Genomic DNA, 24,690 nt, shown 5'->3' on the forward strand with positions numbered 1-24,690 from the left:
CAATTTAAAAGTCTTGCAATACAGACTTGATTGTCATGTTATTACTTTTAACGAGACTGTTCAGTTACAGACTGACTCGACCCGACGAGTCAGATATTGTACCAAGTCAACCAAATTTCAACGAATTTCAGGCGGATACAGAACAGAAAAATTGCGATCGCGAGCGATCGGCTCAAAAGACTGAAGAAATCCGCCATCTCCAACAAGCTTACCATTTAGAGCGGCGTTTGTTTATGTAAAAAATATCGTGTTGGCGCAGATGCTAACCGTGGCAATTTTTATCGAGCAACTCCCGGCTCAAGAGCAGAAAAGCTACCAATCCAAAATCCCAAAATTATATATCCAAAATCGCTTAAGGAGGTAACAGTGATGGTTCACATTCGTTTTGAAGGACGTTCCTATGATGTGGCAGAAAACCAACTGGGTATCACGGCGGGAATGAGCGACAAGGCAATAGGGGAACGTCTAGCAAATCATTTTGATGTCAAGAGCGATCGCTTCGACTCTTACGTACTCGATCGCCGTCCTAGTGGCGATTTAATTGTCCGCCCAGAGGCAGTTTACGGCTAGGAATCAACTTTTATGCCGCGCCCAAATTCGAGAAGCTTACAAACATTAGGGATCTATTTCTGAAAAGATTGCGGGTTCAATTCCCGCTAAATACTTCGGTATTTATGGTGGAATGGCAGACACGCTAGAAGTTTTAAAAGCTTTTCAAACTTCTGCGGCATAAAAAATATTTGTTGTCCGTGGCGCACCCCAACAAAAGAAGCTTACAAACTGGTAAAGTTCGACTTAAAATCGAATTTTGGGTTCAATTCCCACTCGCCCTCGGACGTAAAAAAGCTTCTCTGACTTGTGTGCCGCTTCTTATACCTGAAGTTTTTAGAATGATCATGCGGTTACAAAGTTCCACTTCGCGCCCTCACAAATGAAGCTTACATACTAGCTCCTGGTGGAGCATTTCTCTTATAAAGAAAAGGTCGCAGGTTCAACTCCTGCGTATGTGCCAACGGCTTTATTGACTTGCGCGAAGTGACTTTTGTTGCCGTAAAATTTTGATTTCAACTATGTTTGGTTGCTGCCTCATATAATGTCCACTCAATTACCAATAATAAAAAAGGTTCGTAGTGAGGACTTTAGTCCGCAGAAAAAGAAGGACTGAAGTCCTCACTACGAACCTGATGGCAAAGAAGGGGAGAATATCTACTAATAAAAAAGGTTCGTAGTGAGGAGTTTAGTCCGCAGAAAAGAAGGACTGAAGTCCTCACTACAAACCTGATGGCAAATAAGGGGAGAATATCTACTAATAAAAAAGGTTCGTAGTGAGGACTTTAGTCCGCAGAAAAGAAGGACTGAAGTCCTCACTACAAACCTGATGGCAAATAAGGGGAGAATATCTACTAATAAAAAAGGTTCGTAGTGAGGACTTTAGTCCGCAGAAAAAGAAGGAGTGAAGTCCTCACTACAAACCTGATGGCAAATAAGGGGAGAATATCTACTTTTGGAATGGGCCGGAGAGCCCGTTCCTAGCTATTTTGTAAGAAATCTCCTATTTAATCCGGTCAACATTGACTTTCTCACTTCGCGCCCCAACTGATGAAGCTTACACACTTTCGTAAATATAACGGCCCTAATGTAGCGATATTCGAGCGATCGAATTAGTGAAGCATTCCGAGTCTCTCGCTAGATAAGGTTTGCGCGTCCACTGCTAGGTAAAAACTCGTAAGGACGGCTGTGCTTAAAGCTTTGTTAACTTGCGCGAAGTCTTTTAATGTTTAACATTTTTGGAGCTCAATCTTATGATGAATCCAGAGTTTCTCCTCTTCAATCTGCCCGCGATGACAGCTTGTTTTGCATCGTCTAGGGTTTCAATCGCTGAGTTGGAGGGGAAATATTTAACACGAATTTGGTATCACAATAATTTGATTTGAGTTTCTCAATCTCAATAATTATGAGCGAACATCGATTAGATAGAAGCGTTATCGAACGGCCTCGCGGTGGGTGGAGAACCAATTTAAGAAAAATACCAGGAAACACGAAACATCTAAAAGAAATCACTGATGCCGCTTACACAGATGGATTCTTTAATCCTTATCTACTCAAGCTGAAAAGAAAAAGTAAATATTTTTCTGATTGTCTGGGGCCGTTATTTCGTTGGCTGCGGAGCAAACTAGGACAAAATTGGGATGATGTTTACAGCGAGTTGTGTCGAATACTTGATATCAATACGCTTTCTGGAAAACATATTCTGTCCCATGTCTGGGGGTTTGTGGAAAGAGATGCTGTGTTAGTTGATGGAATTTTCTACAACTCCAAATATCAGCGTCAACTTGGTAAGTGGCGTGAGGAATTTTACGTTCATCCTGAGACGCGGATATTATGTTTAGCCAACAAAATCCGCAAAATTCCTCCCAAAAAGCCTGATGATTTTGTTGAGATAGATGATTATCATCATTATCGCAAGATTGATGGAATTTGGTATCTGATTGAGCTGGCAGATCGAGAAGAATTGGAATTAACTAAATATTACTCTCAGGTGGAAACATGGAAATGTACTGCGAGTAAACGTCAGTGCAACAAGAAGCAAATTAAGTTCATCACAGCACAACTCAGTAAGAATTAAAAGACCAGGTTTGTAGTGAGGACTTCAGTCCGCATCAGGTTTGTAGTTAAGACTTCAGTCCGCATCAGGTTTGTAGTGAGGACTTCAGTCCGCATCAGGTTTGTAGTGAGGACTTCAGTCCTCAAAAATAGATTGGGTATTAGCTATGAGCAATAAACTTGCAATTTACCGATCGCCCTACGAGATAGATACCCTCCTCCACGCCTTCGGAGAATGCAGCCTACCGCGCAGCGAGTGGACGCACGAAGCCCATTTAACCGTTGCTTTATGGTATTTTCTGTTTTGCGAATCGGAACAAGAGGCGATCGATATGATTCGCAATGGCATTAAACATTACAACTCGGTTCAAGGAATTGAAACGACACCAAACAGCGGGTATCACGAAACGCTAACGCTATTTTGGGCGCAAACTGTACGCGAGTATCTGGCTGATGAAAGCCCGAATTGCTCGATCGTACATTTAGCTAACGGTTTGATTGCTGAATATGCCGATCGCACTTTACCCTGGAGTCACTACACCCGATCGCACCTGATGTCCTCAGAAGCCCGAAATAATTGGGTTGAACCGGATTTAAGGGCGATCGAAATCCCAGAATTGTCCCTGAAATAATTTTACAACAGCAGTTGTTGCCGCGCCCCAATCCGAAGAGCTTACATACAACCCTACCCTGGTTCTAAAAACAAAGCTCCTCAAACTTGCGCGGCGACTCTTAGACTTATTGATAATAGCAAATTTTGGGGGCAGGCAAGATGCCTACCCCACAATAATTATTGAACAAGTCTATAACATTTATTCGCAAGCGTGCAACAACTGCCACCCGCTGATTTTTGGATAAATTGTCACCCATTTAATTTGTAATATGCTTTTATGCAAACTATTGTGGGGTGGGCATCCTACCCGCCCCAAAAATACAAAATAAATGCCCAACAGCTTATTAAAATCGAAAATCCAAAATCGAAAATCCAAAATCAATACTGGAGGCCGCACCAATGAATACAATAGAGCGCGATTTACGTTTAGAAATGCTTAATAGTCTGCTCACCACACCTCACCGCCAACTGGAAAAGGTGACAGAAATTCACAAGTTAATTATCGAATTAGACCCGATTTTTTACGGTCATTTAGCAGTGTGGTATCAACGTCATGGTGACGTGCGCGATCACAAGGAAGTTTTTGCCGGAAACTTGCTGACTTCCGCCCTGACCGAGCACCGAGATGCTGGGTTTATGATGCTGCAAGAGTTCCCGCCCTACGAGGTTTCGCGGATTGTAGACTTTATGAAGCGGCACCAGAATAAAGTGCCTCGCAGCGCGCGCACTGCTGTCACTCGCTATCTGCGATCGCGGGAAAAGAATGTACAGTTTTTCGATCGCGCCGCCATTCGCAACCGCAAGGCGATGAAGCACTTGTACGCGACTTTGCACGTCAAGCCGAGCGATCGAGCTAATGCTATTCTGTTTAAGGATAATCCGCCGGAAGACTCGCTGGCGTTTGTTTTAAAGCAGTTAGCGAAGGCTGCGACTCCTACGGAACAGGCGAATTTGATTGTTGAATACAAGATTCCGTATACGATCGCCATTGGTGCGATCAAAATGCTGACGCCAACGGTGTTAGCAGCGCTGATTAACTCGATGTCACCGCAGGAAGTGATCAACAATCTGAAATCGATTCAGTCGCGCGGTGCGATGGATCACCCGGAAGTCAAGCTGTTGATTGACTCGAAGCTGGATGAAGCCGCCAAGAGTTCGCGCGTTTCTGCTTACAAAGCGAGTGTTGCGGGCGCGGGCGCGAACTTCGACGCAGCCACAACGGCGAAGCTAGAAGCGGTGACAAACGAACAAGTGAAGAAGCGCGGTAAGATTGCCAAAGCCACCGGTTTGTTGGTTGACAAGTCGGGAAGTATGGAAAGTGCGATCGAAGTTGGTAAGCGACTAGCTGCGATGATTTCCGGTATTTCCGAGGCCCCGCTGTTCGTCTACGCCTTCGACACGATGCCCTACCCAGTGACAGCAAACGGCAGCGAATTGACCGATTGGGAGCGCGCATTCAAGCACATTCGCGCAGGTGGCGGCACAAGTTGCGGCTGCGCGGTGGAAGCAATGCGGCTTAAAAAGCAGGTGGTTGAGCAGTTTATCATCGTCACAGATGAAGGCGAAAATGCTTCACCTTATTTTGTTGATGCTTATCAGAAATACTGTCACACTTTGGGCGTAATTCCTGATGTGGTGATTGTGCGAGTTGGCGCTTACTGCGATTATGTAGAAAAGCAATTGAAGGAGAAGCAAGTGTCGGTGGAAACGTTTACGTTTGCTGGTGATTACTACTCGCTGCCGAATCTGGTGCCAATGTTATCTCGTCCTTCGCGGCTGGAGTTGTTGATGGAAATTCTGGATGTGGCTTTGCCTGTGAGGGATGACAAGTGATAGAATGGGATTACCCGTCAGTTATGCTGGCGGGCAATGCTCACTTTATGGGATAGCTACTGTGCCATACCTCAAAGCCAAACATCTATCAACCCAAGGTAAAAGGTTTAATGAGAGGGTAAAAACTGCTAATCGCAAGTTAATTTATATTGGTGGTGAAATCAGGTTTCAATCCGAGATGGATTTGGAAGATTATATAGATGAGAAATTCGATGAAATATTTCCATCATTACTGAAAATCAAAAGGCAGCATACTGTACAAATGCAGCGATGCGATTTATTGTGCTGTACAAAATCCGAAAATCAGCCTGTAATTATTGAGTTAAAAAATGAAGAAGATCGAGGATTAGTTTCGCAGCTAACTCGGTATCGTAAAGCTATTCTCAGCAATAAATGCTTTGATGATAAAATTGACTATTCATTGCCCGTTAAAATGATAGCGATCGCACCGGGCTTTCATAAAGATAATTATACAGATAAAGAATCATCAAAATTTGAAGATGATTTTGATTTTTGGGAATTTGCTGTAGAAAATCATAATAATTCAGGCAGATTTAAACTATTAAGTGAAATTCATGAAATTTCTTACCCTGTATTTGGGTTGCCAGAAATCTCTCCTAATTTAGATAGGAGCAGTTTACCTGCTTTTACTTGCAATTTTTTAGGTAGGCTACCACGAGACTATCATACAGATTTTCTGAAGTTGCGAACTTTGCTTTTGTCTCAGCCAAAAGTAAAAGAAATGGTTAGTACCACTTACAGAAAAATATTGTATGCAACTGGGGATGGAGTGAATCACAAAAAAGTGGCAGAAATAACTAACACTACTAACGGAATCGTTTTATTTCTTTGGTTGCCAACAGCCGTTATCAAAAACATTAAAACACCGGTAACTCGATTTGGATTTGTTTTGAAAAAAGGAAGCAACCCTTTTTCGGAAAGTTCTTCCATAGAATGGGTCGTCTGTACAAAAAATACTCTCAACTTGAATGAGGAACCTCAACCAAATACATATTCAGGAATGACCCGACATGGAATGTTAAAATGGTGCCAACCTAATATGTACTTATCGCAAGCTGCACTAGGTTATAATAATACTTTTTGGTTACTTATCAATCTTCTTAAAGGTATTACTCCTCCTCTTGATAACACTACTCTGGAATGGTGGAAATCTTACGCAAAGGAGACACCCACTAATTTAGGATGGTTCATAGATTTAGCTATCAAAACCTGGAATTATCGCATTAAGTAATAGTTTTATATGAGGCAGATCGATCGCACTTAAGCTAAACTAGAATCATAGTCAATCAAACAGCTACAACCTCATATCCAACATGAAAACGGATCTTTCCCTCCCTGATTCACTCTATAACCAAGTATCCATCCTGGCAAATGAGATGCAGATTCCTGAAAAACAACTGCTGATTCTAGCAATAGAAGACTACTTGCGTCGCCATCATCAACAAGAACTCCTCAAAAGCATCAATGAAGCCTATGCAGATGGACTCGATCCGTCAGAACAAGTTATGCTGGAGGGAATGCGTCAACATCATAGATATTTGGCAGAAACAGAATGATAATTCGTCAGGGAGATATCTACTGGATAGATTTAGGACAGCCGATAGGTTATGAACCAGGTTATATTCGTCCTTATGTCGTCATTCAAAACGATGTACTGAACAGTTCTCAAATCAGAACTGTAATTGTTTGTACATTGACTACTAATCTCAGACGAGCTAAGGCGATGGGTAATGTATTACTTGAAGCCGGAGAAGCTAATCTAGCAGACCAAAGTGTAGTGAATGTGTCTCAATTTTTGACATTAGATAAAGCTTTATTGATAGATAAAATTGGCAGAGTTTCTCAGGAGAGAGTCCGACAAATTCTAGCAGGGTTAGCACTTGTGACTAAGCCAATGGAAATAGATTTAGGTGAACAAGATGAGTGAGATAATAGTACGATCGCCCTTTACTCCCAAACATCCCCCTGAATATCCTGAAGCGACAAGTTTTTCCCGATTTTTAACTCTTCCCTAGTTTGTGCGATAATTTCCAGTAACTCAGGATTGGCGATCGATGACACTAACTGGGAATCCGCAGCAGCTAAAGCAGCGCGCAGCTTCGGCGAAGTGAGTGCGGGATATTTCTCTAACACCTGCTCTTGGGTCCATCCTGCCGCAAACAGCCCCAACAAGAATTCTACAGACAATCGAGTTTCTGCCGCTGCGGGTTGAATTGTTGCAGTTTTTGGCTTGGGATGAATGAGCTTTCGCCAGTCCATTTTTTTACTTAAACCATTTGGGAAGATTTTGCCGATTATACTGCATTTTGTCACAGTATAAATACGGGGATTGCTGACTGACTCTGTAACAGCGCTACCGCAAGTCAGACGATTTGAAATTTGAGATTTTATATTTGAGAATTGAATAATTGGCCGTGACTGAGAGCAAGGAGGGTTAGCCGTTTAGCGACGAGTTGTATTTTTTTATAGGTATTATTGCGCGATTTGAGGATTAAATTGTTATTGCGATCGCAGTGCCGCACTTTCTTGTAGACTATACTGATGGGTGCCGACGGGGCGATCGCCTTTCTCATTTTGTCCGTTTCAATACCAAATCGCGTTAGCGAAGCCCTCAAAGAGGATCGCACGCCGATATCAACCCACTGTGTAACCCACTGTGCAACCCACTGTGCAACCCACTGTGCAACCCACTGTGCAACCCACTGTGCAACCACAGTACAACTACTTTAACTTCTTAAAACTATGGGAAAAAAGTCGAAAGCCAAAAAATCCCTGGTCAAAAAATCCACTTTGCTCAGCCAGCGACTGCAAGAAGCTCTCGATCGAGGCTGTAAAGTTTGGATTAAAACAAATAATAGCAGTTTCGGTGGCATTCCGGTTAATTTGTACGGAGATTTTGCCGAACTTTTGGTAATAGTTCCCCCTAACGAACACGGGGAAAATACCGATGCTTACGGACAAGTTACGTGGTTGATTCGACTTTCTGATATTATTGCACTCGCCTATCCTACTGAATACTGGTCTAAAGATAGATTAGAAAGTTTGCTACCGCCGGATGCAGTTACGTCTGAAGTAGGAGATTAACTGGCCGAGGTGCTGGTGGCGCACCTACTGGTTTGTAGTGAGGACTTTAGTCCTTATAATCAGAGGACTAAAGTCCTCACTACAAACCTTTATAGTCGCAGAAATAACCGGAAATAATATGATATTGTCTGCGATCGATTAACCCAATATAAAAGGTTTGTAGTGCGGACTAAAGTCCGCTCTCCGGCTACGGACTAAAGTCCGCACTACAAACTATTTTTGTTATGGTAATCGACCGGACATAATATGACTATTTTCTCAGCTATTATGACGATCGCAAATTTACACCTTTGCGACCGATTTTTGTATTGTCAATTACTTGTTGCAAGCTGAAAGCTGTATTTTGCAGTTGCCACCATCTAGTTCGCTGCAACCAGCCAGAGCTTGAGCTTCTGCTGATGCTTTATCATCGCCCCAGCCCGCACCTGCTCCTCCTTTTCCTACTGATATCGCTCCACAGTTATTGGTATTAGATGTCAGCGCTTGACAGTCGTTAGCCCCTCCGCTTTGTGTATTGCAGGCAGCTACTGCTGCATCTAGGGCTTCTTTCTCTGTAGCATGATCCCAACTAATACCCGTGGCGTCAGAAGTCGGGGAATAAGCAGTAGCTCCATGAGTGTTCTGAGCTTGGGCCATCTGGGCAGAGCCAAACATAGGAAGTGTCAGAACAGTCAATACTACCAACTTTAAACCAAGTTTTTGCAGCATATTCACTTAATTTTTTAATACACTTAACTGTGAATTATCGTTAACTATTATATTTGGCATTGAATCGATGTCAATAGTATTTATAAATGTTTATATACGCTTAATTTAAATGCAGACTGTGTAAAAATAAGTAAAATTACGGAGGTCACTTCAATGGCAGATATCCGCAAAATCCTCACCCAACTTGGGGCAAAAGAAGGGCAGCTACTCAATACCCAATTCCTGGCTCCTTGCGTTCGGAGGGGAAAGGTGCGGACAAGGATAGCTGGCATGATTTATACTTTTAAATCGCAGCCGTCCAACTTTGAAGGATGGGCTATTTTTGCGCCGATTAATGAGAAAATTGCTGCTGTGGTTGACGAACCGGATTTGCCACAAATGGCAGAGTATTTACAACTGCTGGTACCGATTCGCTTGCAACTGGCTCGCATTCTGCAAGGGCAAACTTGGCTGGCTTATCCTGTTAACGAGTCTGATGCTAAACAGCGCACGGGTGTTGCTAAACCCGTAGCTGTACATTTAGTAACTGAAGGCTCGCAGTTCGATAGGATTGTGGCGCGGTGGGACGGTGATTCTTTCTGGTTTGAGGAAATTGACAGGCGCGCCGATCCGCTGCTGCCAGAGCAGTTAAAAGCAGCTTTAAAAAAGTTGATTTTACCTCAAGATGTTCGCCTTAAAGGAATGACGCCGGAAATGCGAGTTGTTTATGAATTTGTGGCAAGAAATATTAAAGATTTCAATCCGAAAGTGCGGGACGAACAACGCTTGCAGCGGGCGTTAAAAATGGGCGGCGGCGAGTTGCGAGATTTTAGCGATCGCCAAGATTATTGGTTGGTTGAATGGACTAGCGGCAGCGGAGAGCATCATAGTTCGGCGATCGCCAAAAAAGACTTAACTGTGATGAGTGCTGGCATTTGTCTCAGCGGATTGGACAAGGATTTCGACTTGCAGTCATTAGTCGGAGTCGTCGAAAATAGATAATGGGCATTGTTGGTTGTTAACAGTTAACTGTTAACTGTTAACTGTTAACTGTTAACTGTTAGCTGTTAACTGTTAGCTGTTAACTGTTAGCTGTTAACTGTTAGCTGTTAACTGTCAACTCTTCGACTCCCCTCGACTTCGCGGGCGGGCAAGTCGCGAGCGCGCTCTTCTGTCAACTGTCAACTCTTCGACTCCCCTCGACTTCGCGGGCGGGCAAGTCGCGAGCGCGCTCTTCTGTCAACCCCTCGACTCCGCGGGCGGGATCTTCTGTCAACTGTCAACTGTCAACTAATATGAGTATATTCTTTCACGAACAACTTTACCGCAGTCCGGCAGTGATGTCGCTGGTTAAAAATTTCCCGGTAACGGTGTGCGGTGCGGGCGCTTTGGGTGCGAATATGGTAGAGAGTCTGGCGCGATCGGGCTTTTGTCAGTTAAGAGTCATCGATCGCGATCGCATCGAAGAGCGCAACCTTTCCACTCAACCCTATTATCGATCGGACATCGGCGCCTTCAAAGCCAAAATTCTCGCCAACAACCTGTACCGCGCCTTGTCTGTCAGCATTGAGGCGCACTCCAAGGAATTGACACCCGCCAATGTCGATCGCCTGCTTGCCAAGAGTGCCGTGGCGATCGATACTTTTGATAATAGCATCGGGCGACAAGCAGTCAAAGACTACTGTGCGAGTGCCTCCATTCCGTGCTTGCACGTCGGATTAGCCGCCGATTACTCAGAAATAATTTGGAACCAACACTATCGGGTTCCTTCACCGGCGAATGATGACATTTGTGATTACCCGCTGGCGAGAAACTTGGTAATGCTGACAGTTTCTGTAGCGTGCGAAGTAATTGTTACCTTTGCTGCTACCCAAGAACAACAAAATTTAACTTGCACGATCAAAGATTTTGCGGTAAAGCCACTTATGTTGTAAAATGCCGGTTGACCAAAAAACGAGATGCAAGCCCCTGGCTTTAGACACGGGGAAAAGTCGGCAGCGGTTTCAACCGCGTTCAATACTTTTTTTACGTGGTTAATCAAGAAATGATGTTATCATAGAGGGCGATCAAGTAAGAACAACCATCTACGTGTTGAAACATCCTAGAGGGCGAGCAATTCCGGCAACGGACAGATCCGACTCAGATTCGGAATAGTTCTCATAGCAAACAATAGCAGGATGTAGAGCGTACCGTATCTGTTGGCTAGCGATGGACTCGCGTTCGCAAAAAAACCAAATAAAGTATACGCAATGTTTGAATAAATTCAAACGGAGTGAGTAGCGGCGACTTGATAGCGCCTTTGAAGGTCTGACTCTGGACTCTTCAAGAATCCCCCTCGCTTTTAAGCATGGGGAGTATCAATGTTGCCAGAAACCCGATCGAGGTTGGACACCTCCATCCCACACACCAGGTTTCTCACTCTCAAACAATCGCCATTCGATTTTAGATTTTAGATTTTAGATTGACTCGCCTTGAGGAATCTGAAAGCTTAAACTAGAGTCTAAGATTTTTGGTTCGTCCACGACTTGAGTCGGCAGCTTGTACCCGTTTATTGCAAGTCAATATCGCAGAAAACGCTTGAGAAAATTAACAGGGAAAGTATGGTTGGATCGCAGACTTTTTATTATTTACTAGCAGTGCTCGGCTTATTAGTTTTGACTGGGGCAAATGCAGCCAGTTATTCTGGCACCAGCAGCAGCAGCACAGTTTGCCACACTAATGATTGCCACGAACCAGAAGTCCGTTACCATAAAAGGATTTTAAAACACGGATCGAGAGGTGAAGATGTAAAGAAACTGCAAAAACTGTTAAACGCCCGCGGTGTGTGTCCAGAACCGATCGCACTTGATGGCATTTTCGGTAGAACAACTCTAGATGCAGTGAAAATATTTCAGCGGGAAGCCAAGCTTCCTGTAGACGGAATTGTGGGAGGCAAAACTTGGGACAGACTGTTTACGAGTTCGTGAATTTTATTACCGGACAACAAAAGTTCCTAAGTCAGTCGATTTTAGATTTTAGATTTTAGATTTTAGATTTACTCAAAAACAGATGAGTCTGGAAGCTTAAACTAGGGTCTAATTTTTTTGACTAAACCCTCTATAGCCTCGGAAAGCTAGTACCTGTTTTTGGGATGGTCATCTTTGATAATGATTAATTTCTGCGGTTTGTAGTTGCACGTAAAGCATATTTTGTGCAACTACAAATACCTAAATTGCAATCAAGAATCAATCGCTAAGGGGCTTGCTAATGAATGAAGTTTTAGATTTTTGGTTTGGTCGATCGCACTCTCGCGAGTTTGGCAAAGTCCAAAAGAAGTGGTTTGAAAAAGATACGGACTTTGATGCCGAGGTGCGAGATCGCTTTCTGCCGCAATACGAACGAGCAGCCTCCGGTGAACTCGACTCCTGGCAAGATTCCCCGGAAAACTGCCTAGCATTAATTATACTCCTCGATCAATTCCCGCGCAATATGTTTCGCGCCACAGCCCAAGCCTTCGCCACAGACAGCAAAGCTTTGGCCGCCGCCCAACACGCTGTTAACAGTCAGTTCGATCGCGAATTGCTGACTGTACAAAAATGGTTTGTTTACCTGCCTTTTGAGCACAGCGAAAATTTAGAACACCAGCAAAAGTCTGTGGAATTATTTCGCCAACTCAGTGGCGAACCTGACAGCGATTCAGTGATTGATTTTGCAATGCGGCATTTTCAAATCATCGAGCGTTTTGGGAGATTTCCCCACCGCAATCAAATTCTGGGACGCGACACAACTCCGGAAGAAGCAGAGTTTCTCAAACAACCCGGTTCGGGATTTTAAAGCGCGACAGCCAAATATCGATCGTTACTCACATAATCTCCGATAGATTAGCGGACGCTGACAGTTAATCAGTTGATAGCTTTGGTCAGTTGACAGTTGACAGTTGACAGTTGATAGCCCGCTCGCGCAGTCGTTGGGTTGACAGCGTTAATCAGTTGACAGTTGACAGTTGACAGTTGACAGTGACGTGCAAGGAATAGGATGGGAGTAATGAATAGTTTTATTTTAATTTATCCCTACAAGGGAGAGGCTTTAAACCAAATGTTTGGCAATCAAATAAAAAGCTTGCGGTTTTAAAGCTGGTACTATGGATTACCAGAATACTTCCTATGATGCCCGATCGATATAATAATACCAATTTAAAAAAACCTTGCTACAAAAAATAAATTAGAGGTTTTTACCTGTAGGGACGTAAGGCCAAGCCGTCTCCGGCAATTTATGACGATAGACAGATAATTTATATAGGCTTAATGGGCGTAGCAACAATTTGTAAAAATGGTATAAAAACGGTTCGTAGTACGGACTTCAGTCCGCTCCGGATGCGGACTTAAGTCCGCACTACGAACGAATTTTAGTGAGGTTAGTCGATCGCACGCGATATCACTCGGGAGCGATCGAGGCTATAGGTGAGAACGCTGTAGAGAATGTCTTGAAAGCGACTGACATTCTCTACAGGTGAATATCAGTCGCTTGTCGATGATTTCGATTAATTGCGGTGATTGTTGCTGTAACGAATTCGAGCTCCGGCCCACTGAAGTTTTTCCCTCAAAGTGCCGTAATAAGAATAGTTTTCTCGCAAAATGATAAACTTGGCTTCGCAGTCTGCCATCCGCACGTCTACGCGCTGTCCGGGCCAAATTGATGTAGCTAAAATGCCGTCCATCCAGAGTTTTGTACTGAGTTCGTAATCTGCTAATGGCCAAATGCTGACGACGGAACCGGGAGGCAGAACTACTGCCCGACTTGATAAACTTAAAGGGCAAATTGGAGTAACTGCGATCGCATCCATGCCAGGATGGATAATCGGCCCGTTGGCGGATGCGGTGTAACAAGTCGAACCGGTGGGAGTTGCGACAATTAAACCGTCGCCTTGATATTGATCGACTACTTCGCCGTCAACTTCCATTTCTAGAATACAGCTCGGCATTCGATCGGCAGAAGCAGGTTTGACACACATTTCGTTAAGTGCCAAAAATCGATCGCTCTGGGGCTCCAAATTAGTTCTGTTTCCCTCAAAAAGCGCCGCCTGCAACATCATGCGCTTCTGCACAGCATACCTATCTTCGGCGAGTCTGTCCCAAATCTCTTCTGTATTTTGGAAATCCTCAAAAGACTCGGTTAAAAAGCCCAGATGTCCGCCGACATTCGCAGCTAAAATCGGGATGCCGTCAGCAGATAAATTCCGCGCTGCCGCTAGGGCTGTACCGTCGCCACCGAGGACTACGGCTAAATCAATTGGGCTGTTACTAGAAGCTAAAAATACTGGATAGGGGTTATCTTTCGGGCCGCTGGGGCCCATTAAAACTTGACAACCACGACTTTCTAACTGGCGGGCGCATTGTTCTGCCCACCGCTGGCTAAGGAGATCTCTGGCTTTGTGGGCGATAATTACTTGTTTTAGTTGCACAATGAATCTATTTTAGATTTTAGACTTCGGCTAGCGCTCAGTCGAACGATTTTAGATTTTAGATTATTGAGATTTGAGACTGATGTCAAATGCTGTGGCATCCGGATGATGCCGTAGTGGAAGTGTCCGATCGCCAGAACAATATCAGCAAAACTCTCACAATTTGTTCGATCGACACAAACCGGTGTTTGATGTCAATTTATATTTTGCAGCATTTTTCACAATTTGGAGGCAGAGCCTCCGGATCAGTTTTACCAGGCAGAGCCTGGTAACGAGGAAATCTCAAATCTCAAATCTCAAATCGCATCATCCATCGGTGATTCGGGATTTGGGCTGTGGCCAGATAATGCTGGTATCGGCTGCGAGGATGCGCGCAACTGCGATCGCCCCAAAGCGATTGAGGTGGCTGGGATCGAAAAAATAGTCGTTACGATTTGGCCACCGCTGGGATAAGTCGCGGAAGGCGAAGCCTTTTTGGGCTGAGAGTTGCTTCATTCGTTGTCTAAACTGTTGTTCTGCCGATCGACGAGTTGGATCTAAGTAGTCGTCGGTGAGGGGCAAGTTGACGAAAATTAGGGGGATTTTCCGAGTTTTGGTAAATGCTACGACTGAATTAAAGGCTGTTGCTTGTTCGCCGCTGAGGTTGAAGTCTTCGTAGTCGCGATCGTATCTACCTGACACGTAAGGCCTTTGTCGATAATATGTGTCGGGATTGTAACTGCCCGACATTGACAGGAATCCGTTAGAGTCGATCGCATCTGCTAATTCGCTGACTTGTCTGATTGCTACTGTTGTAGCATTCTGGGCAACAGGCAAGATGCCTGTTCCACTTGACAGGAATTTGACTGTGGGGTGGGCATCTGGCCCGCCGCTGAAAGGTCGATCGACCGATGCTTGCGATCGGCGGAAAGTGGCATCGCCATCAGTGTTGCAGGGCTGCGGGAATCTGTAACACTTGGGAGTCACGTTAGGTTCACCAGACGCGAGTTTGGGGCGAACCCCTTTTGCTAAAAGCTGGCTGCCTTCAGAATCGACGATCGAATTAAAAGTGCGATCGTCCCGGCCGCTGTTAAATGCGCGCACGCCGTCCGCCCAGACAATCATTTGAGGCAAATGATCGGGCTTCAAAAGCCGCCGCATTTGAAAGTCAACAACTTGGGCTGTTGCGCCGTTGACTGAAAAGTTAAATACCTTTAAACCCGGACTCCCGTTAGCGGCCAAAGATTGTTTTAGCTGTTTGGGATCGACTCCCTGCAAGGCGCGGGAACTACCGACAATTAAAACATCTGGCGGGCCGACGGCTGCAACGTAGGATAGGTATAGTTCTAGCTGTTCGTCGAGTAAATCGCTGCTGAAACTGACATTACTGGCTAGCGATCGGGTTGCGCCCGCTTGCTGTTGAGAATAAACCAGGTTTTTCATGTACTCGGTTACTTTTTTCTCAGCAAACGCCCGCCGGGGACTAGCGGGAGGAACCGCTTGCATCCAAGCGACAGCCTGAACCCACAGGGCTGCTACTTCGTCCCACTCTTGTTTTGAATTGGCAGATTGAGCCAAATTTGCGGCCTTGGTGGCAAAGTTAACTGACTCCGCAAATCGATCGTTTTGGGGGCAAGAAGGAACGGCGATCGATTTTTTGGGTTTGTTGGGGTTTCCAGCTAACACAGAGGTTGGTGGCTGCGCTAGAACGATAGGTGAGGCGATCGGGCTTAATGTCTCTGTGGTGTTGGGCGGTTTGGAAGGCGAACATCCGGCTGTAAGTGCGATCGCAGCAACTGCGGCGCAGGTACGTTTTAAGATGTTAGTGCTGAGGGTAGCAATGTAGCGGCGAATCATACAACTTTCACCGTTCGCGAAACATGACTAAATATTACCGCAAACGGTCTGGCGAGGTTAATTGCGTATGTCTGTGTGGGATTCGATGACTGCTTCGGCTTGGAGGGCGATCGATCGCAATTTATCCAGAGTATCGCGATCGGCGCTCTGCCACAACCCCCGCTGGCGGGCTTCTAACAATCTTTCCGCCATATCTCGCAACGCCCAAGGATTATTATCCTGGATAAATCCCTGCACTTTTTCATCAAAAATGTAAGCCTCAGCAATTCCTTGATACATAAAATCTTCAACGCAATTCGCCGTAGCATCATAAGCAAACAAAAAATCGACTGTCGCGGCAATTTCAAAAGCACCTTTATAACCGTGACGCATCGCCCCTTCAATCCATTTCGGATTTACCGCCCTGCTGCGATAAACCCGCGCAATTTCTTCTTTCAGTTGTCGCACTTTGGGATTCTCGGGAATCGAGTTATCTCCGAAATAAGTTTCAGGATTTTTCCCTTGCAAATTGCGAATTGCCGCTGTCATTCCGCCTTGGAATTGATAATAATCGTCGGAGTCCAGAATATCATGTTCGCGGTTGTCTTGGTTTTGCAGAACAATTTGCATTTGGCTGAGACGTTGTGTAAAGGCTTCCGGCGCGGAACATCCCCATTCACCCGCCCTAACCCCCCCTTGCAAAAGAGGGGGACAAGAAGTGGAATTAGCCTCAGAAATTAATTCACCCCCCCTAGCCCCCCCTTGGTAAGGGGGGGGACAAGAATTGGAATTAGCCTCAGAAATTAATTCACCCCCCCTAGCCCCCCCTTGGTAAGGGGGGGGACAAGAGTTGGAATTAGCCCCCCCTTGGTAAGGGGGGGTTGGGGGGGTATGAGAATTAGCCCCCCCTTGGTAAGGGGGGGTTGGGGGGGTATGGGAATTAGCCCCCGGATTTTGTAGGGGCGGTGCCCCCGTGCCCGCCCCAGTTGCGGGGGTGGGATTACTTGTATAGGCGTAACTGCTCCAATTAATGTAAGCTGTTGCTAAATCTGCATCGTCTGTCCAGTTTTGAGCTTCGATTATGCCTTGAAGTCCCGCGCCGTAAGCCCCCGGTTTTGAACCAAAGACTCGAAATTGCGATCGCACTTCCGCCTCTTCCCGACTAAAACCCGCCGATTCCCAATGCTGAATCTCTGCTTTAACTTGTGCTGCTAAGGGATTAGATTCCGCAGGTTCATCTAAATCCGCCACAGCTTTCACAGCGGAGTCAAACAAATCAATTAAATTAAAAAAAGCATCGCGGAAAAAACCCGAAATCCGCAAAGTAACATCAACCCGCGGCCGCCCCAAAACAGAAACAGGCAAGATTTCAAAATCGACAACTCGGCGCGAAGGCCCATCCCATATCGGTTGAACTCCGATTAATGCTAAAGCTTCAGCAATGTCATCTCCGCCCGTCCGCATTGTGGATGTTCCCCACACAGACAAACCCAAAGTTTTGGGATATTCGCCATTTTCTTGAGTGTATCTTTCGATTAAAGTTTCGGCCGCAACTCTGCCAACTCTCCAGGCGGTTTCTGTGGGAATAGCGCGGATATCTACTGAGTAAAAATTGCGGCCTGTAGGTAATACATCTGGTCTACCACGGGTTGGTGCGCCGGATGCACCGCTGGGGATGTGTCGTCCATCTAGTCCGCGCAACAGGTTAGTAATTTCTTGGTTTGTTTGGAGGAGTGAAGGTAAGAGATAGTTGGAAATCCAATCTAATTCTTGTTGGGTGGCTTCTCCTATTGGTGGATTTATAACCGCAGATAAACGCGGATGAACGCGGATGTTTGCAATTAAATTATCTACTAATTCAGCCGCTTTATCTTCTAATTCTGCGGTTAAATCGCCTGCGGTGGTTAAAGGATCGAAATCTAGATTTAAGTCTTTGGCGAGGGCGCGGGTTAAGCCGGAACGATTTGTGCTAGGATGGCGGGCGATCGCAATTATCAAATCTCGCAACTGTCTACCTTGGGGACACTGGCCAAAAATGTGCAATCCGTCGCGAATTTGGGATTCCTTGAGTTCGCAGAGATAACCGTCGGTGCGAGTGATAAACTCAGTAAACTCCGATTTGTTGAGTTGGATTCCTAAGTCTTTATCGAGGTTTTCCTGGTTGGTGAGGGCGACAATGCGATCGCGAATCATCGGTAATCGGGACGGATCTAAGCTTTGGGCTTCGCAATATTCGTCGATTAAAGCCTCCAACTGCTGCAAAGGCCCGTAAAGTTCGGCGCGCGTCATCGGCGGGGTCAGGTGGTCGATAATCACGGCTTGCGATCGTCTTTTTGCCTGGGAACCCTCCCCCGGATCGTTGACAATAAACGGATAAAAATTCGGTAGCGCGCCTAATGCGACTTCGGGATAACATTTATTAGATAATGCGACACTTTTACCGGGAAGCCATTCTAAATTCCCATGTTTTCCCGCATGAATAATCGCATCAATTCCCAACTTTTCGCGCAGCCAGTAATAGTAAGCGAGATAATTGTGAGTCGGTTCCAAATCTGGCGCGTGATAATTTAAAGTTGGGTCAATTTCGTATCCCCGCGATGGTTGAATTCCGACAAACACATTACCGAATTGAATACCGGGAATCGGGAAAGACTTATTGTCAGTTGTTAAATCTTGTGGATGGCTTTCTGCTAATCCCCATCTTTGAGAAATTCCATCTTGTACTTCCGGCGGCAAAGTAGTAAAATATTTCTCATATTCTGCCAAATCCAGAGATTGACGAACCGGCTGCAATTCGCGTCCTTCCGGGTCATTTGTCACGCCAGAAGTCAGGAGTTCAATTAACTCATTACCGTTATCCGGGATATTTTCAACTTGATAACCAGCTTCCTGCATAGCCTTGAGAATTTCCACACAGCTAGCAGGCGTATCCAAACCGACACCGTTAGCTAAGCGGGCGTTGCGGGTGGGATAATTAGCGAGAATTATGGCGATACGTCTGTTGGCGACTGGGGTTTGTTTCATTTTCACCCAATTCGCGGTTAAGTCAGCTACGAATGAAATGCGATCGTCCGCTGCGACATATCCTACCACATCAGTTTCTAACTCGCTGTTCCAAGTTTGTACAGCTTTAAAAGAAACAGCCCGAGTAATAATTTTACCATCTACTTCCGGCAATGCCACATTCATCGCCACATCCCGAGGCGAAAGTCCTTGTAATTCGCTTTCCCACTGTTCCAAACCACCGCCGCTGAAGATGGCTTGCAATACTGGAACATCTAAGGATTTTAATGTATTTTGTTCAGATTCTAGACTATTAAAACCAGAGATTGCAAAACTTGTCGTATTGAGCAATAATTGAATTGACTCGGATTCTTTGGGTTTAAAATATTCCAGCAATTCCACTTGCAAATCTGGTTCGCGCAAGGAAGATATAAAAACGGGAACTGGTACTAAGTTTCGCTCTGCCAAAGCTTGACAAAGTGCATCAATTGGTGCTAAATTCCCTGACAAATAATGAGCACGATAAAATAAAATCCCGACCGTAGGGGCGGTGCCCCCGTGCCCGCCCTCCCCGTCTCCTTTAGGGTGTGGTTTAAAACCCGGAGATCCCCCCCAGCCCCCCTTAATAAGGGGGGAGCAAACCGTAGGGGCGGTGCCCCCGTGCCCGCCCTCCCCGTCTCCTTTAGGGTGTGGTTTAAAACCCGGAGATCCCCCCCAGCCCCCCTTAATAAGGGGGGAGGAAGAAGTTGTCAAAGTCTCCCTTGAGGGAGATTTAGGGGGATCAGAATCTGGTTGAAAAGTTTCAAAACACGTCGCCGCGCGCCCGCCCCAATCATAAATCCCAACGCGATCAACTGTTTGAGGAAGAGCCGGATGATAAGCAGTTTTCAAACAAGTATCAGCAGTAAACTTGAGTGCATTAACAAAATTTTGCACTCCGCCTTCAGTAAAATAACGCCACAACTGATTTACCGCTGACAGCGATACATTAGAATGGCTAATTAAATCCGGATCGGGACTATCTTCACCCGGCATCACAATCAACGCTGCATTAGTTTTCTGCACCGTTTCCCGCAGAACTTCTAACCCGTAAGACCAATAAGAACGCCCGCCTAACAACCTTAAAATTATCACCTCCGCGCGTTCTAAAATTTCCTCAGCATAGGTGTCAATGGTTAATTGTTGCTGCAACTGAAGTAGATTTACCGCCCGCACTTTCGGAAACATTGCGGGCATTTTTGACGAGGCGGCCGCGAGGGTTTGAATATCGGTATCAGCAGCACTAATAAATACGATTGGTGCTGGTGTTTGCTGAATAAAAATTACTCCTTCTGCTTGAGGGTTCCAACCTCCGGGTGTGGCGGCTATTTTGTGCATTAATTTTTCCTCTATAATTAAGTCCAGATGAAATAAGGCGTAGGGTGTGTCGCCCTCGAAAATTCTTGAAAAAATACAGAAAATCTCCTAGCGACGCACCTGACTACAATCAAACTTAGATAACGGTACAATTGTAGGGTGTGTCGCCCTCGAAAATTCTTGAAAAAATACAGAAAATCTCCTAGCGACGCACCTGACTACAATCAAACTTAGATAACGGTACAATTGTAGGGTGTGTCGCCCTCGAAAATCCTTAAAAAAATACAGAAAATCTCCTAGCGACGCACCTGACTACAATCAAACTTAGATAACGGTACAATTGTAGGGTGTGTCGCCCTCGAAAATCCTTAGAAAAATACAGACAATCTCCTAGCGACGCACCTGACTACAATCAAACTTAGATAACGGTACAATTGTAGGGTGTGTCGCCCTCGAAAATCCTTAAAAAAATACAGACAATCTCCTAGCGACGCACCTGACTACAATCAAACTTAGATAACGGTACAATTGTAGGGTGTGTCGCCCTCGAAAATCCTTAAAAAAATACAGACAGTCTCATAGCGACGCACCTGACAAAATAATCGATCAAACTCGCTCTTAAATAATCTAGGTGCGTCGCTTTCAGATTGTCGATACTTAGTTAGGTATTTATCGCAGGCGACGCACCCTACGGCTAGATTTTTTTATGTACTACGGAAAATCATACTTAAATAACCAAGTGCGTCGCTTTCAGATTGTCTGTACTTAGTTAGGTATTTATCGCAGGCGACGCACCCTACGGCTTCGGGTTTGGATGCGGACTAAAGTCCTCACTACGAACCTCAGGCCGATCATAGGGTGATAAAGAAAACTCCCAGAATCATAATAGCAGATCCTAACAATCTTTGCTGAATATCTTTTTCCTTGAAAATGAAATGGCCGAAGAGTACACCCATTAATACGCTGGTACGCTTAACTGCTATTACTTGCATAACTAAAGTCATTGTCAAAGCTTGCATCTGAAAAACGACTCCTAAAGCATTGAAAAAACCCATTATTACTAGCATCGGTAAGTGCTTGATAATTTTGCGGCTGGGATTAGGGGTTTTGTGCAGCAAAACTGGCAGCAGTAACACACTCATGGCCGTAAATAAAGAGAACAACCAAAAAATTGGGGAGGAGTTTTGCACGCCGATTTTATCAAAGTTTGAGGTGATACTCCAGAGAAATGCTACGATTAACATTAATTTTGGCCCTGGTTGGTGCAGCAGTGCTTTGAAGGGCGCTAGGTATCCTTGAGATTTTTCTTTGATATTTAATAGATAGGAACCGGTGACTATGAGAAAGATTCCGATACAATCAAAAAAGTTGGGATATTCGCCGACAATTAATGGTGAAGTTAGCAGCATGAATAAAGGTGTCAAAGCTACTAGCGGCACGGTGAGGGATAAGTCAGATTGTTTGATGGCTTTAATGTAGAGGATAGCTGCGAGTGCGTTGATGCTTCCTCCGATTGACAAGGCTATCCAGAATTGCGGGTTTAATTGTGGGTTGAGTTGTGGTATTTTTATGAAAAACAGAAAGGGTGCTAAAAAGACTGCTGAAAAAAATGCTAATGACCAAGTTACAACATATTCATCGTTGTTTTTCAGGTTTTGTTTGCCGAAAACGTCTTTTACTGCTTCAAAAAAAGCCGTGAGAATGCCAAAAATTAACCAAGTCAACCTAAATATGCGCTCCTGATTCGCTCGTCGTTTAGCAAATCCGATCCTATACCTGTGATGGTAATGTTACCAGCTTCTAGTACGTAAGCCCGATCGGCAATCTGCAATGCTAAATTCGCGTTTTGTTCGACTAACAGGATTGTAACGCCCGTGGAGCGTAAGTTTTGCACGATCGCGAAAATTTCTTTAACGATCGCAGGTGCTAAGCCTAAACTAGGCTCGTCTAATAATAGCAGTTTCGGTCGGCTCATGAGCGCGCGGGCGATCGCCAGCATTTGCTGTTCCCCGCCACTAAGGGTTCCCGCTAGTTGAGTCCGTCTTTCTGCTAGGCGCGGAAATAGCTCGAATTGCTGGGCTAAATCGGCTTTGATTGCTGCGGAGTCCGATCGAATATATGCCCCCAATTCCAAGTTAGCTAACACCGTTTGCTGCGCCAAAACCCTGCGCCCTTCGGGACTGTGGGCGATTCCCAATTTTACCACTTCGTGAGCTTGGCGGCGGCTAATATCGCGCCCGCTGTAGATGATTTGTCCTTCCCGCAAATTAACCATTTTAGAAATTGCTCTCAGCGTGGTACTTTTTCCCGCACCGTTAGCGCCGATGAGACTGACAACCTCGCCCGCATTTACGGTTAAATTGATATGTTGTAGGGCTTGAATGCCGCCGTAATTTACACAGAGATTTTTGAGTTCTAAGAGGATATTTTCTTTTGTTTGAATTGGGCTATGTTGCATTTCATTTTGTGTCTCTTTCATCTTTCATCTCCCAAATAAGCCTCAATCACAGCCGGATTATTCCTCACAATCGCAGGCTCACCCAAGGCAATCATTTGACCGAAATGCAACACCGCAATTCGATCGCACAATCCCATCACCAGCGGTACGTGATGCTCGATCAATATTACAGTTAAATTGAATTGTGCGCGCACTTCGCGGATGAAATCGCTTAACTTGTGCTTTTCCGTAGGATTCATCCCCGCCGCAGGTTCATCTAACAACAAGATTTTCGGTTCTAGGGCCAAGGCGCGGGCAATTTCTAAACGCCTCTGATCGCCATAGGGCAGGTTTTTGGCTTGTTCGCCCGCGCGATCGCCCAAACCGACCAAATCCAACAATTCCCTGGCTTTCCGCTGGGTTTTGCGCTCCATTGCGTTAGACTCTGGCAAGCCGAAAATCCCCGATAGTAGCGATAATACCGGATTTTGCGATCGGCTGTGGATGTGTCGGGCGATCGCCACATTCTCCAACACAGAAAGTTCTCCAAACAATCTAATATTTTGAAACGTCCGCGCAATACCTTTATTAGCAATTTGATAAGGCCGCAATTTAGAAATATTTTCGTTTTGATAAATCAGATTCCCACTCGAAGCAGGTATCAGTCCAGTCATTACATTAAACAGAGTAGTTTTGCCAGCGCCGTTAGGGCCGATCAATCCAAAAATCTCATCTTTTTGAACTGTAAAAGATACATCGTTTACAGCCACCAAACCGCCAAAGCGGCGAGTTAATCCTTGGGCTTCTAAAACAGGAGAGCTTTTTGAGAGAGTAAGTCGTTCCGAAATCATCAAATATGATAGAATAGTGATTATCTAATTATCCCTCAAATTATGGATAATCAAAAACTTTTAGAACGAATCACCGTCAACCCCAAAATATTTAACGGAAAACCGATCGTTCGGGGTCGCCGTCTGGCTGTCGATCATGTTCTAGGAATGCTAGCGGCCGGTGATACTCCTGAAACCATTTTAGAAGGCTATCCTTGGCTAGAAAGAGCAGATATTCAAGCTTGTCTAATGAATTAGGTCGATTGAGAATCCGAAATCCCGGATAATGAGGATAAACTCATGCGAGAAATCCGATGCAATACCTGTGGTAGCACTGTTGTCAGCTTAAGCCTAAAACCATTGAGAAATATCGCTTTTATCCGAAGCCTGATCCCCCTAAATCCCCCTTAAGAAGGGGGACTTTGAGAAGAATCTTGTCCCCCCCTTCTTAAGGGGGGCTAGGGGGGATCAGGCCTGAATCGCTAGACAGAAAAATCGCACTACGTTTGAGGTTAAGTTGACACCAATGCTGCGGTAGCAACCGCTATGAAGAACGTAAAATCAATTACCTTTACAGTCACAAAGGTAAACACTTGCTAGTTCCTAACACGCCTGTTGAGATTTGTCTTGATTGCGGTATGATTTATTATGATGCAGCAGTGCTTAAAGAAATTGAGCGCCGTTTCTTTGCTATTCACCAGCAGCATGAAATGCCTGATTCATATATCCAAATTCCCAGTAAAAGTTACACGTAAATATTTTTTTGGTGTGTTTTGGAAGATGCGATGCTAGCCCTTGGCAGCATTTAAAATAGATTCACTGCTGTAATTCTCCCCTCACACCAGCTATGAGTTCAATTACTTATATTCTTAAAGTCCCGCTGTTTAAGGAAATTTAGGGAGATCGATTATCAATTTTACCCCAGACAAGCACAAATTTAGATCGCCCGGATTCAGAAAACCAGTGT

General features: G+C 45.0%; 23 protein-coding genes, 1 tRNA gene and 1 pseudogene. 16 read left to right on the top strand and 9 right to left on the bottom strand.

From position 1 onward, the window contains the following. The first annotated feature begins 35 nt into the window (after positions 1–35). From QZW47_RS15575 to QZW47_RS15615, 9 genes are all read left to right on the top strand, one after another. Positions 36–239, top strand: a complete 204-nt coding sequence (locus QZW47_RS15575; protein ID WP_293128353.1) for a radical SAM protein — start codon at positions 36–38, stop codon at positions 237–239. 130 nt (positions 240–369) lie between these two features. After that, positions 370–570 (top strand): hypothetical protein, encoded by a 201-nt coding sequence (locus QZW47_RS15580; protein ID WP_293128354.1) that lies wholly within the window; start codon positions 370–372, stop codon positions 568–570. 370 nt (positions 571–940) lie between these two features. Then, positions 941–1,012, top strand: a tRNA-Ile gene (locus tag QZW47_RS15585). A 942-nt stretch (positions 1,013–1,954) separates the two neighbouring features. Then, positions 1,955–2,626, top strand: a complete 672-nt coding sequence (locus QZW47_RS15590; protein ID WP_293128355.1) for a hypothetical protein — start codon at positions 1,955–1,957, stop codon at positions 2,624–2,626. 145 nt (positions 2,627–2,771) lie between these two features. Continuing rightward, a complete protein-coding gene (locus tag QZW47_RS15595; RefSeq protein ID WP_293128356.1) occupies positions 2,772–3,236 on the top strand; it encodes a hypothetical protein in 465 nt (154 codons plus the stop codon). 380 nt (positions 3,237–3,616) lie between these two features. After that, positions 3,617–5,050 carry a hypothetical protein gene (locus tag QZW47_RS15600; RefSeq protein WP_293128357.1) on the top strand — a complete coding sequence of 478 codons (1,434 nt, stop codon included), beginning with the start codon at positions 3,617–3,619 and terminating at the stop codon, positions 5,048–5,050. Between the two features lie 4 nt (positions 5,051–5,054). Further along, positions 5,055–6,302, top strand: coding sequence for a hypothetical protein (locus QZW47_RS15605; protein ID WP_293128358.1), 1,248 nt, complete (start codon positions 5,055–5,057; stop codon positions 6,300–6,302). 145 nt (positions 6,303–6,447) lie between these two features. Beyond that, the gene (locus QZW47_RS15610) at positions 6,448–6,627 is read left to right on the top strand and encodes a hypothetical protein (protein WP_293128359.1); all 180 of its coding nucleotides are present in this window, start codon (positions 6,448–6,450) and stop codon (positions 6,625–6,627) included. Further along, on the top strand, positions 6,624–6,998 hold the full coding sequence (locus tag QZW47_RS15615; RefSeq protein ID WP_293128360.1) for a type II toxin-antitoxin system PemK/MazF family toxin: 375 nt from the start codon (positions 6,624–6,626) through the stop codon (positions 6,996–6,998). The genes QZW47_RS15610 and QZW47_RS15615 overlap by 4 nt, the downstream gene beginning before the upstream one ends. 20 nt (positions 6,999–7,018) lie before the next feature. On the opposite strand, the gene QZW47_RS15620 is transcribed toward QZW47_RS15615, so the two are convergent. After that, positions 7,019–7,330 carry a DUF433 domain-containing protein gene (locus QZW47_RS15620; protein ID WP_293128361.1) on the bottom strand — a complete coding sequence of 104 codons (312 nt, stop codon included), beginning with the start codon at positions 7,328–7,330 and terminating at the stop codon, positions 7,019–7,021. Between the two features lie 128 nt (positions 7,331–7,458). Beyond that, positions 7,459–7,785 carry a hypothetical protein gene (locus QZW47_RS15625; RefSeq protein WP_293128362.1) on the bottom strand — a complete coding sequence of 109 codons (327 nt, stop codon included), beginning with the start codon at positions 7,783–7,785 and terminating at the stop codon, positions 7,459–7,461. Positions 7,786–7,813: 28 nt separating this feature from the next. On the opposite strand from QZW47_RS15625, the gene QZW47_RS15630 reads away from it, so the two are divergent. Then, positions 7,814–8,155, top strand: coding sequence for a hypothetical protein (locus QZW47_RS15630; RefSeq protein WP_293128363.1), 342 nt, complete (start codon positions 7,814–7,816; stop codon positions 8,153–8,155). Between the two features lie 315 nt (positions 8,156–8,470). Here QZW47_RS15630 and QZW47_RS15635 read toward each other — a convergent pair whose 3' ends face one another. Further along, positions 8,471–8,863: a DUF4189 domain-containing protein gene (locus QZW47_RS15635; RefSeq protein WP_293128364.1), complete on the bottom strand. Its 393-nt coding sequence runs from the start codon at positions 8,861–8,863 to the stop codon at positions 8,471–8,473. A 153-nt stretch (positions 8,864–9,016) separates the two neighbouring features. On the opposite strand from QZW47_RS15635, the gene QZW47_RS15640 reads away from it, so the two are divergent. From QZW47_RS15640 to QZW47_RS15655, 4 genes are all read left to right on the top strand, one after another. Beyond that, positions 9,017–9,844, top strand: coding sequence for a hypothetical protein (locus QZW47_RS15640; RefSeq protein ID WP_293128365.1), 828 nt, complete (start codon positions 9,017–9,019; stop codon positions 9,842–9,844). 293 nt (positions 9,845–10,137) lie between these two features. Then, a complete protein-coding gene (locus QZW47_RS15645) occupies positions 10,138–10,776 on the top strand; it encodes a ThiF family adenylyltransferase (protein ID WP_293128366.1) in 639 nt (212 codons plus the stop codon). 666 nt (positions 10,777–11,442) lie between these two features. Further along, positions 11,443–11,808: a peptidoglycan-binding domain-containing protein gene (locus QZW47_RS15650; protein ID WP_293128367.1), complete on the top strand. Its 366-nt coding sequence runs from the start codon at positions 11,443–11,445 to the stop codon at positions 11,806–11,808. 280 nt (positions 11,809–12,088) lie between these two features. Then, positions 12,089–12,655, top strand: coding sequence for a DUF924 family protein (locus tag QZW47_RS15655; protein ID WP_293128369.1), 567 nt, complete (start codon positions 12,089–12,091; stop codon positions 12,653–12,655). A gap of 706 nt (positions 12,656–13,361) precedes the next feature. On the opposite strand, the gene QZW47_RS15660 is transcribed toward QZW47_RS15655, so the two are convergent. From QZW47_RS15660 to QZW47_RS15685, 6 genes are all read right to left on the bottom strand, one after another. Next, positions 13,362–14,282, bottom strand: a complete 921-nt coding sequence (locus tag QZW47_RS15660) for an NAD(+) kinase (RefSeq protein WP_293128371.1) — start codon at positions 14,280–14,282, stop codon at positions 13,362–13,364. Positions 14,283–14,588: 306 nt separating this feature from the next. Beyond that, the gene (locus tag QZW47_RS15665) at positions 14,589–16,118 is read right to left on the bottom strand and encodes a hypothetical protein (protein WP_293128373.1); all 1,530 of its coding nucleotides are present in this window, start codon (positions 16,116–16,118) and stop codon (positions 14,589–14,591) included. A gap of 57 nt (positions 16,119–16,175) precedes the next feature. Further along, positions 16,176–20,477: a cobaltochelatase subunit CobN gene (gene cobN, locus QZW47_RS15670; RefSeq protein WP_293128375.1), complete on the bottom strand. Its 4,302-nt coding sequence runs from the start codon at positions 20,475–20,477 to the stop codon at positions 16,176–16,178. A gap of 830 nt (positions 20,478–21,307) precedes the next feature. Then, positions 21,308–22,180, bottom strand: a complete 873-nt coding sequence (locus tag QZW47_RS15675; protein WP_293128377.1) for a DMT family transporter — start codon at positions 22,178–22,180, stop codon at positions 21,308–21,310. Beyond that, positions 22,177–22,935, bottom strand: coding sequence for an ABC transporter ATP-binding protein (locus tag QZW47_RS15680; protein ID WP_293128379.1), 759 nt, complete (start codon positions 22,933–22,935; stop codon positions 22,177–22,179). Before QZW47_RS15680 ends, QZW47_RS15675 begins: the two co-directional genes overlap by 4 nt. After that, on the bottom strand, positions 22,932–23,744 hold the full coding sequence (locus tag QZW47_RS15685) for an ABC transporter ATP-binding protein (protein WP_293128381.1): 813 nt from the start codon (positions 23,742–23,744) through the stop codon (positions 22,932–22,934). The genes QZW47_RS15680 and QZW47_RS15685 overlap by 4 nt, the downstream gene beginning before the upstream one ends. A gap of 42 nt (positions 23,745–23,786) precedes the next feature. Between QZW47_RS15685 and QZW47_RS15690 the strand changes: the two genes are divergently transcribed. Together QZW47_RS15690 and QZW47_RS30165 are read left to right on the top strand one after the other, a co-directional pair. After that, positions 23,787–23,981: a DUF433 domain-containing protein gene (locus tag QZW47_RS15690; protein ID WP_293128382.1), complete on the top strand. Its 195-nt coding sequence runs from the start codon at positions 23,787–23,789 to the stop codon at positions 23,979–23,981. Between the two features lie 281 nt (positions 23,982–24,262). Further along, a pseudogene (locus QZW47_RS30165) lies at positions 24,263–24,478 on the top strand (type II toxin-antitoxin system MqsA family antitoxin); the annotation flags it as partial. Between the last annotated feature and the right edge of the window lie 212 nt (positions 24,479–24,690).

The organism is Microcoleus sp. bin38.metabat.b11b12b14.051, from assembly GCF_013299165.1.
Lineage (GTDB): Bacteria > Cyanobacteriota > Cyanobacteriia > Cyanobacteriales > Microcoleaceae > Microcoleus.

What these genes read in the sequence shown, in the direction of transcription:
- QZW47_RS15575 (WP_293128353.1), top strand. Translation starts at nt 36, where the DNA reads ATGTTATTACTTTTAACGAGACTGTTCAGTTACAGACTGACTCGACCC.
- QZW47_RS15580 (WP_293128354.1), top strand. Translation starts at nt 370, where the DNA reads ATGGTTCACATTCGTTTTGAAGGACGTTCCTATGATGTGGCAGAAAAC.
- QZW47_RS15590 (WP_293128355.1), top strand. Translation starts at nt 1,955, where the DNA reads ATGAGCGAACATCGATTAGATAGAAGCGTTATCGAACGGCCTCGCGGT.
- QZW47_RS15595 (WP_293128356.1), top strand. Translation starts at nt 2,772, where the DNA reads ATGAGCAATAAACTTGCAATTTACCGATCGCCCTACGAGATAGATACC.
- QZW47_RS15600 (WP_293128357.1), top strand. Translation starts at nt 3,617, where the DNA reads ATGAATACAATAGAGCGCGATTTACGTTTAGAAATGCTTAATAGTCTG.
- QZW47_RS15605 (WP_293128358.1), top strand. Translation starts at nt 5,055, where the DNA reads ATGGGATTACCCGTCAGTTATGCTGGCGGGCAATGCTCACTTTATGGG.
- QZW47_RS15610 (WP_293128359.1), top strand. Translation starts at nt 6,448, where the DNA reads ATGCAGATTCCTGAAAAACAACTGCTGATTCTAGCAATAGAAGACTAC.
- QZW47_RS15615 (WP_293128360.1), top strand. Translation starts at nt 6,624, where the DNA reads ATGATAATTCGTCAGGGAGATATCTACTGGATAGATTTAGGACAGCCG.
- QZW47_RS15620 (WP_293128361.1), bottom strand. Translation starts at nt 7,330, where the DNA reads ATGGACTGGCGAAAGCTCATTCATCCCAAGCCAAAAACTGCAACAATT.
- QZW47_RS15630 (WP_293128363.1), top strand. Translation starts at nt 7,814, where the DNA reads ATGGGAAAAAAGTCGAAAGCCAAAAAATCCCTGGTCAAAAAATCCACT.
- QZW47_RS15635 (WP_293128364.1), bottom strand. Translation starts at nt 8,863, where the DNA reads ATGCTGCAAAAACTTGGTTTAAAGTTGGTAGTATTGACTGTTCTGACA.
- QZW47_RS15640 (WP_293128365.1), top strand. Translation starts at nt 9,017, where the DNA reads ATGGCAGATATCCGCAAAATCCTCACCCAACTTGGGGCAAAAGAAGGG.
- QZW47_RS15645 (WP_293128366.1), top strand. Translation starts at nt 10,138, where the DNA reads ATGAGTATATTCTTTCACGAACAACTTTACCGCAGTCCGGCAGTGATG.
- QZW47_RS15650 (WP_293128367.1), top strand. Translation starts at nt 11,443, where the DNA reads ATGGTTGGATCGCAGACTTTTTATTATTTACTAGCAGTGCTCGGCTTA.
- QZW47_RS15655 (WP_293128369.1), top strand. Translation starts at nt 12,089, where the DNA reads ATGAATGAAGTTTTAGATTTTTGGTTTGGTCGATCGCACTCTCGCGAG.
- QZW47_RS15665 (WP_293128373.1), bottom strand. Translation starts at nt 16,118, where the DNA reads ATGATTCGCCGCTACATTGCTACCCTCAGCACTAACATCTTAAAACGT.
- cobN (WP_293128375.1), bottom strand. Translation starts at nt 20,477, where the DNA reads ATGCACAAAATAGCCGCCACACCCGGAGGTTGGAACCCTCAAGCAGAA.
- QZW47_RS15680 (WP_293128379.1), bottom strand. Translation starts at nt 22,935, where the DNA reads ATGAAAGAGACACAAAATGAAATGCAACATAGCCCAATTCAAACAAAA.
- QZW47_RS15685 (WP_293128381.1), bottom strand. Translation starts at nt 23,744, where the DNA reads ATGATTTCGGAACGACTTACTCTCTCAAAAAGCTCTCCTGTTTTAGAA.
- QZW47_RS15690 (WP_293128382.1), top strand. Translation starts at nt 23,787, where the DNA reads ATGGATAATCAAAAACTTTTAGAACGAATCACCGTCAACCCCAAAATA.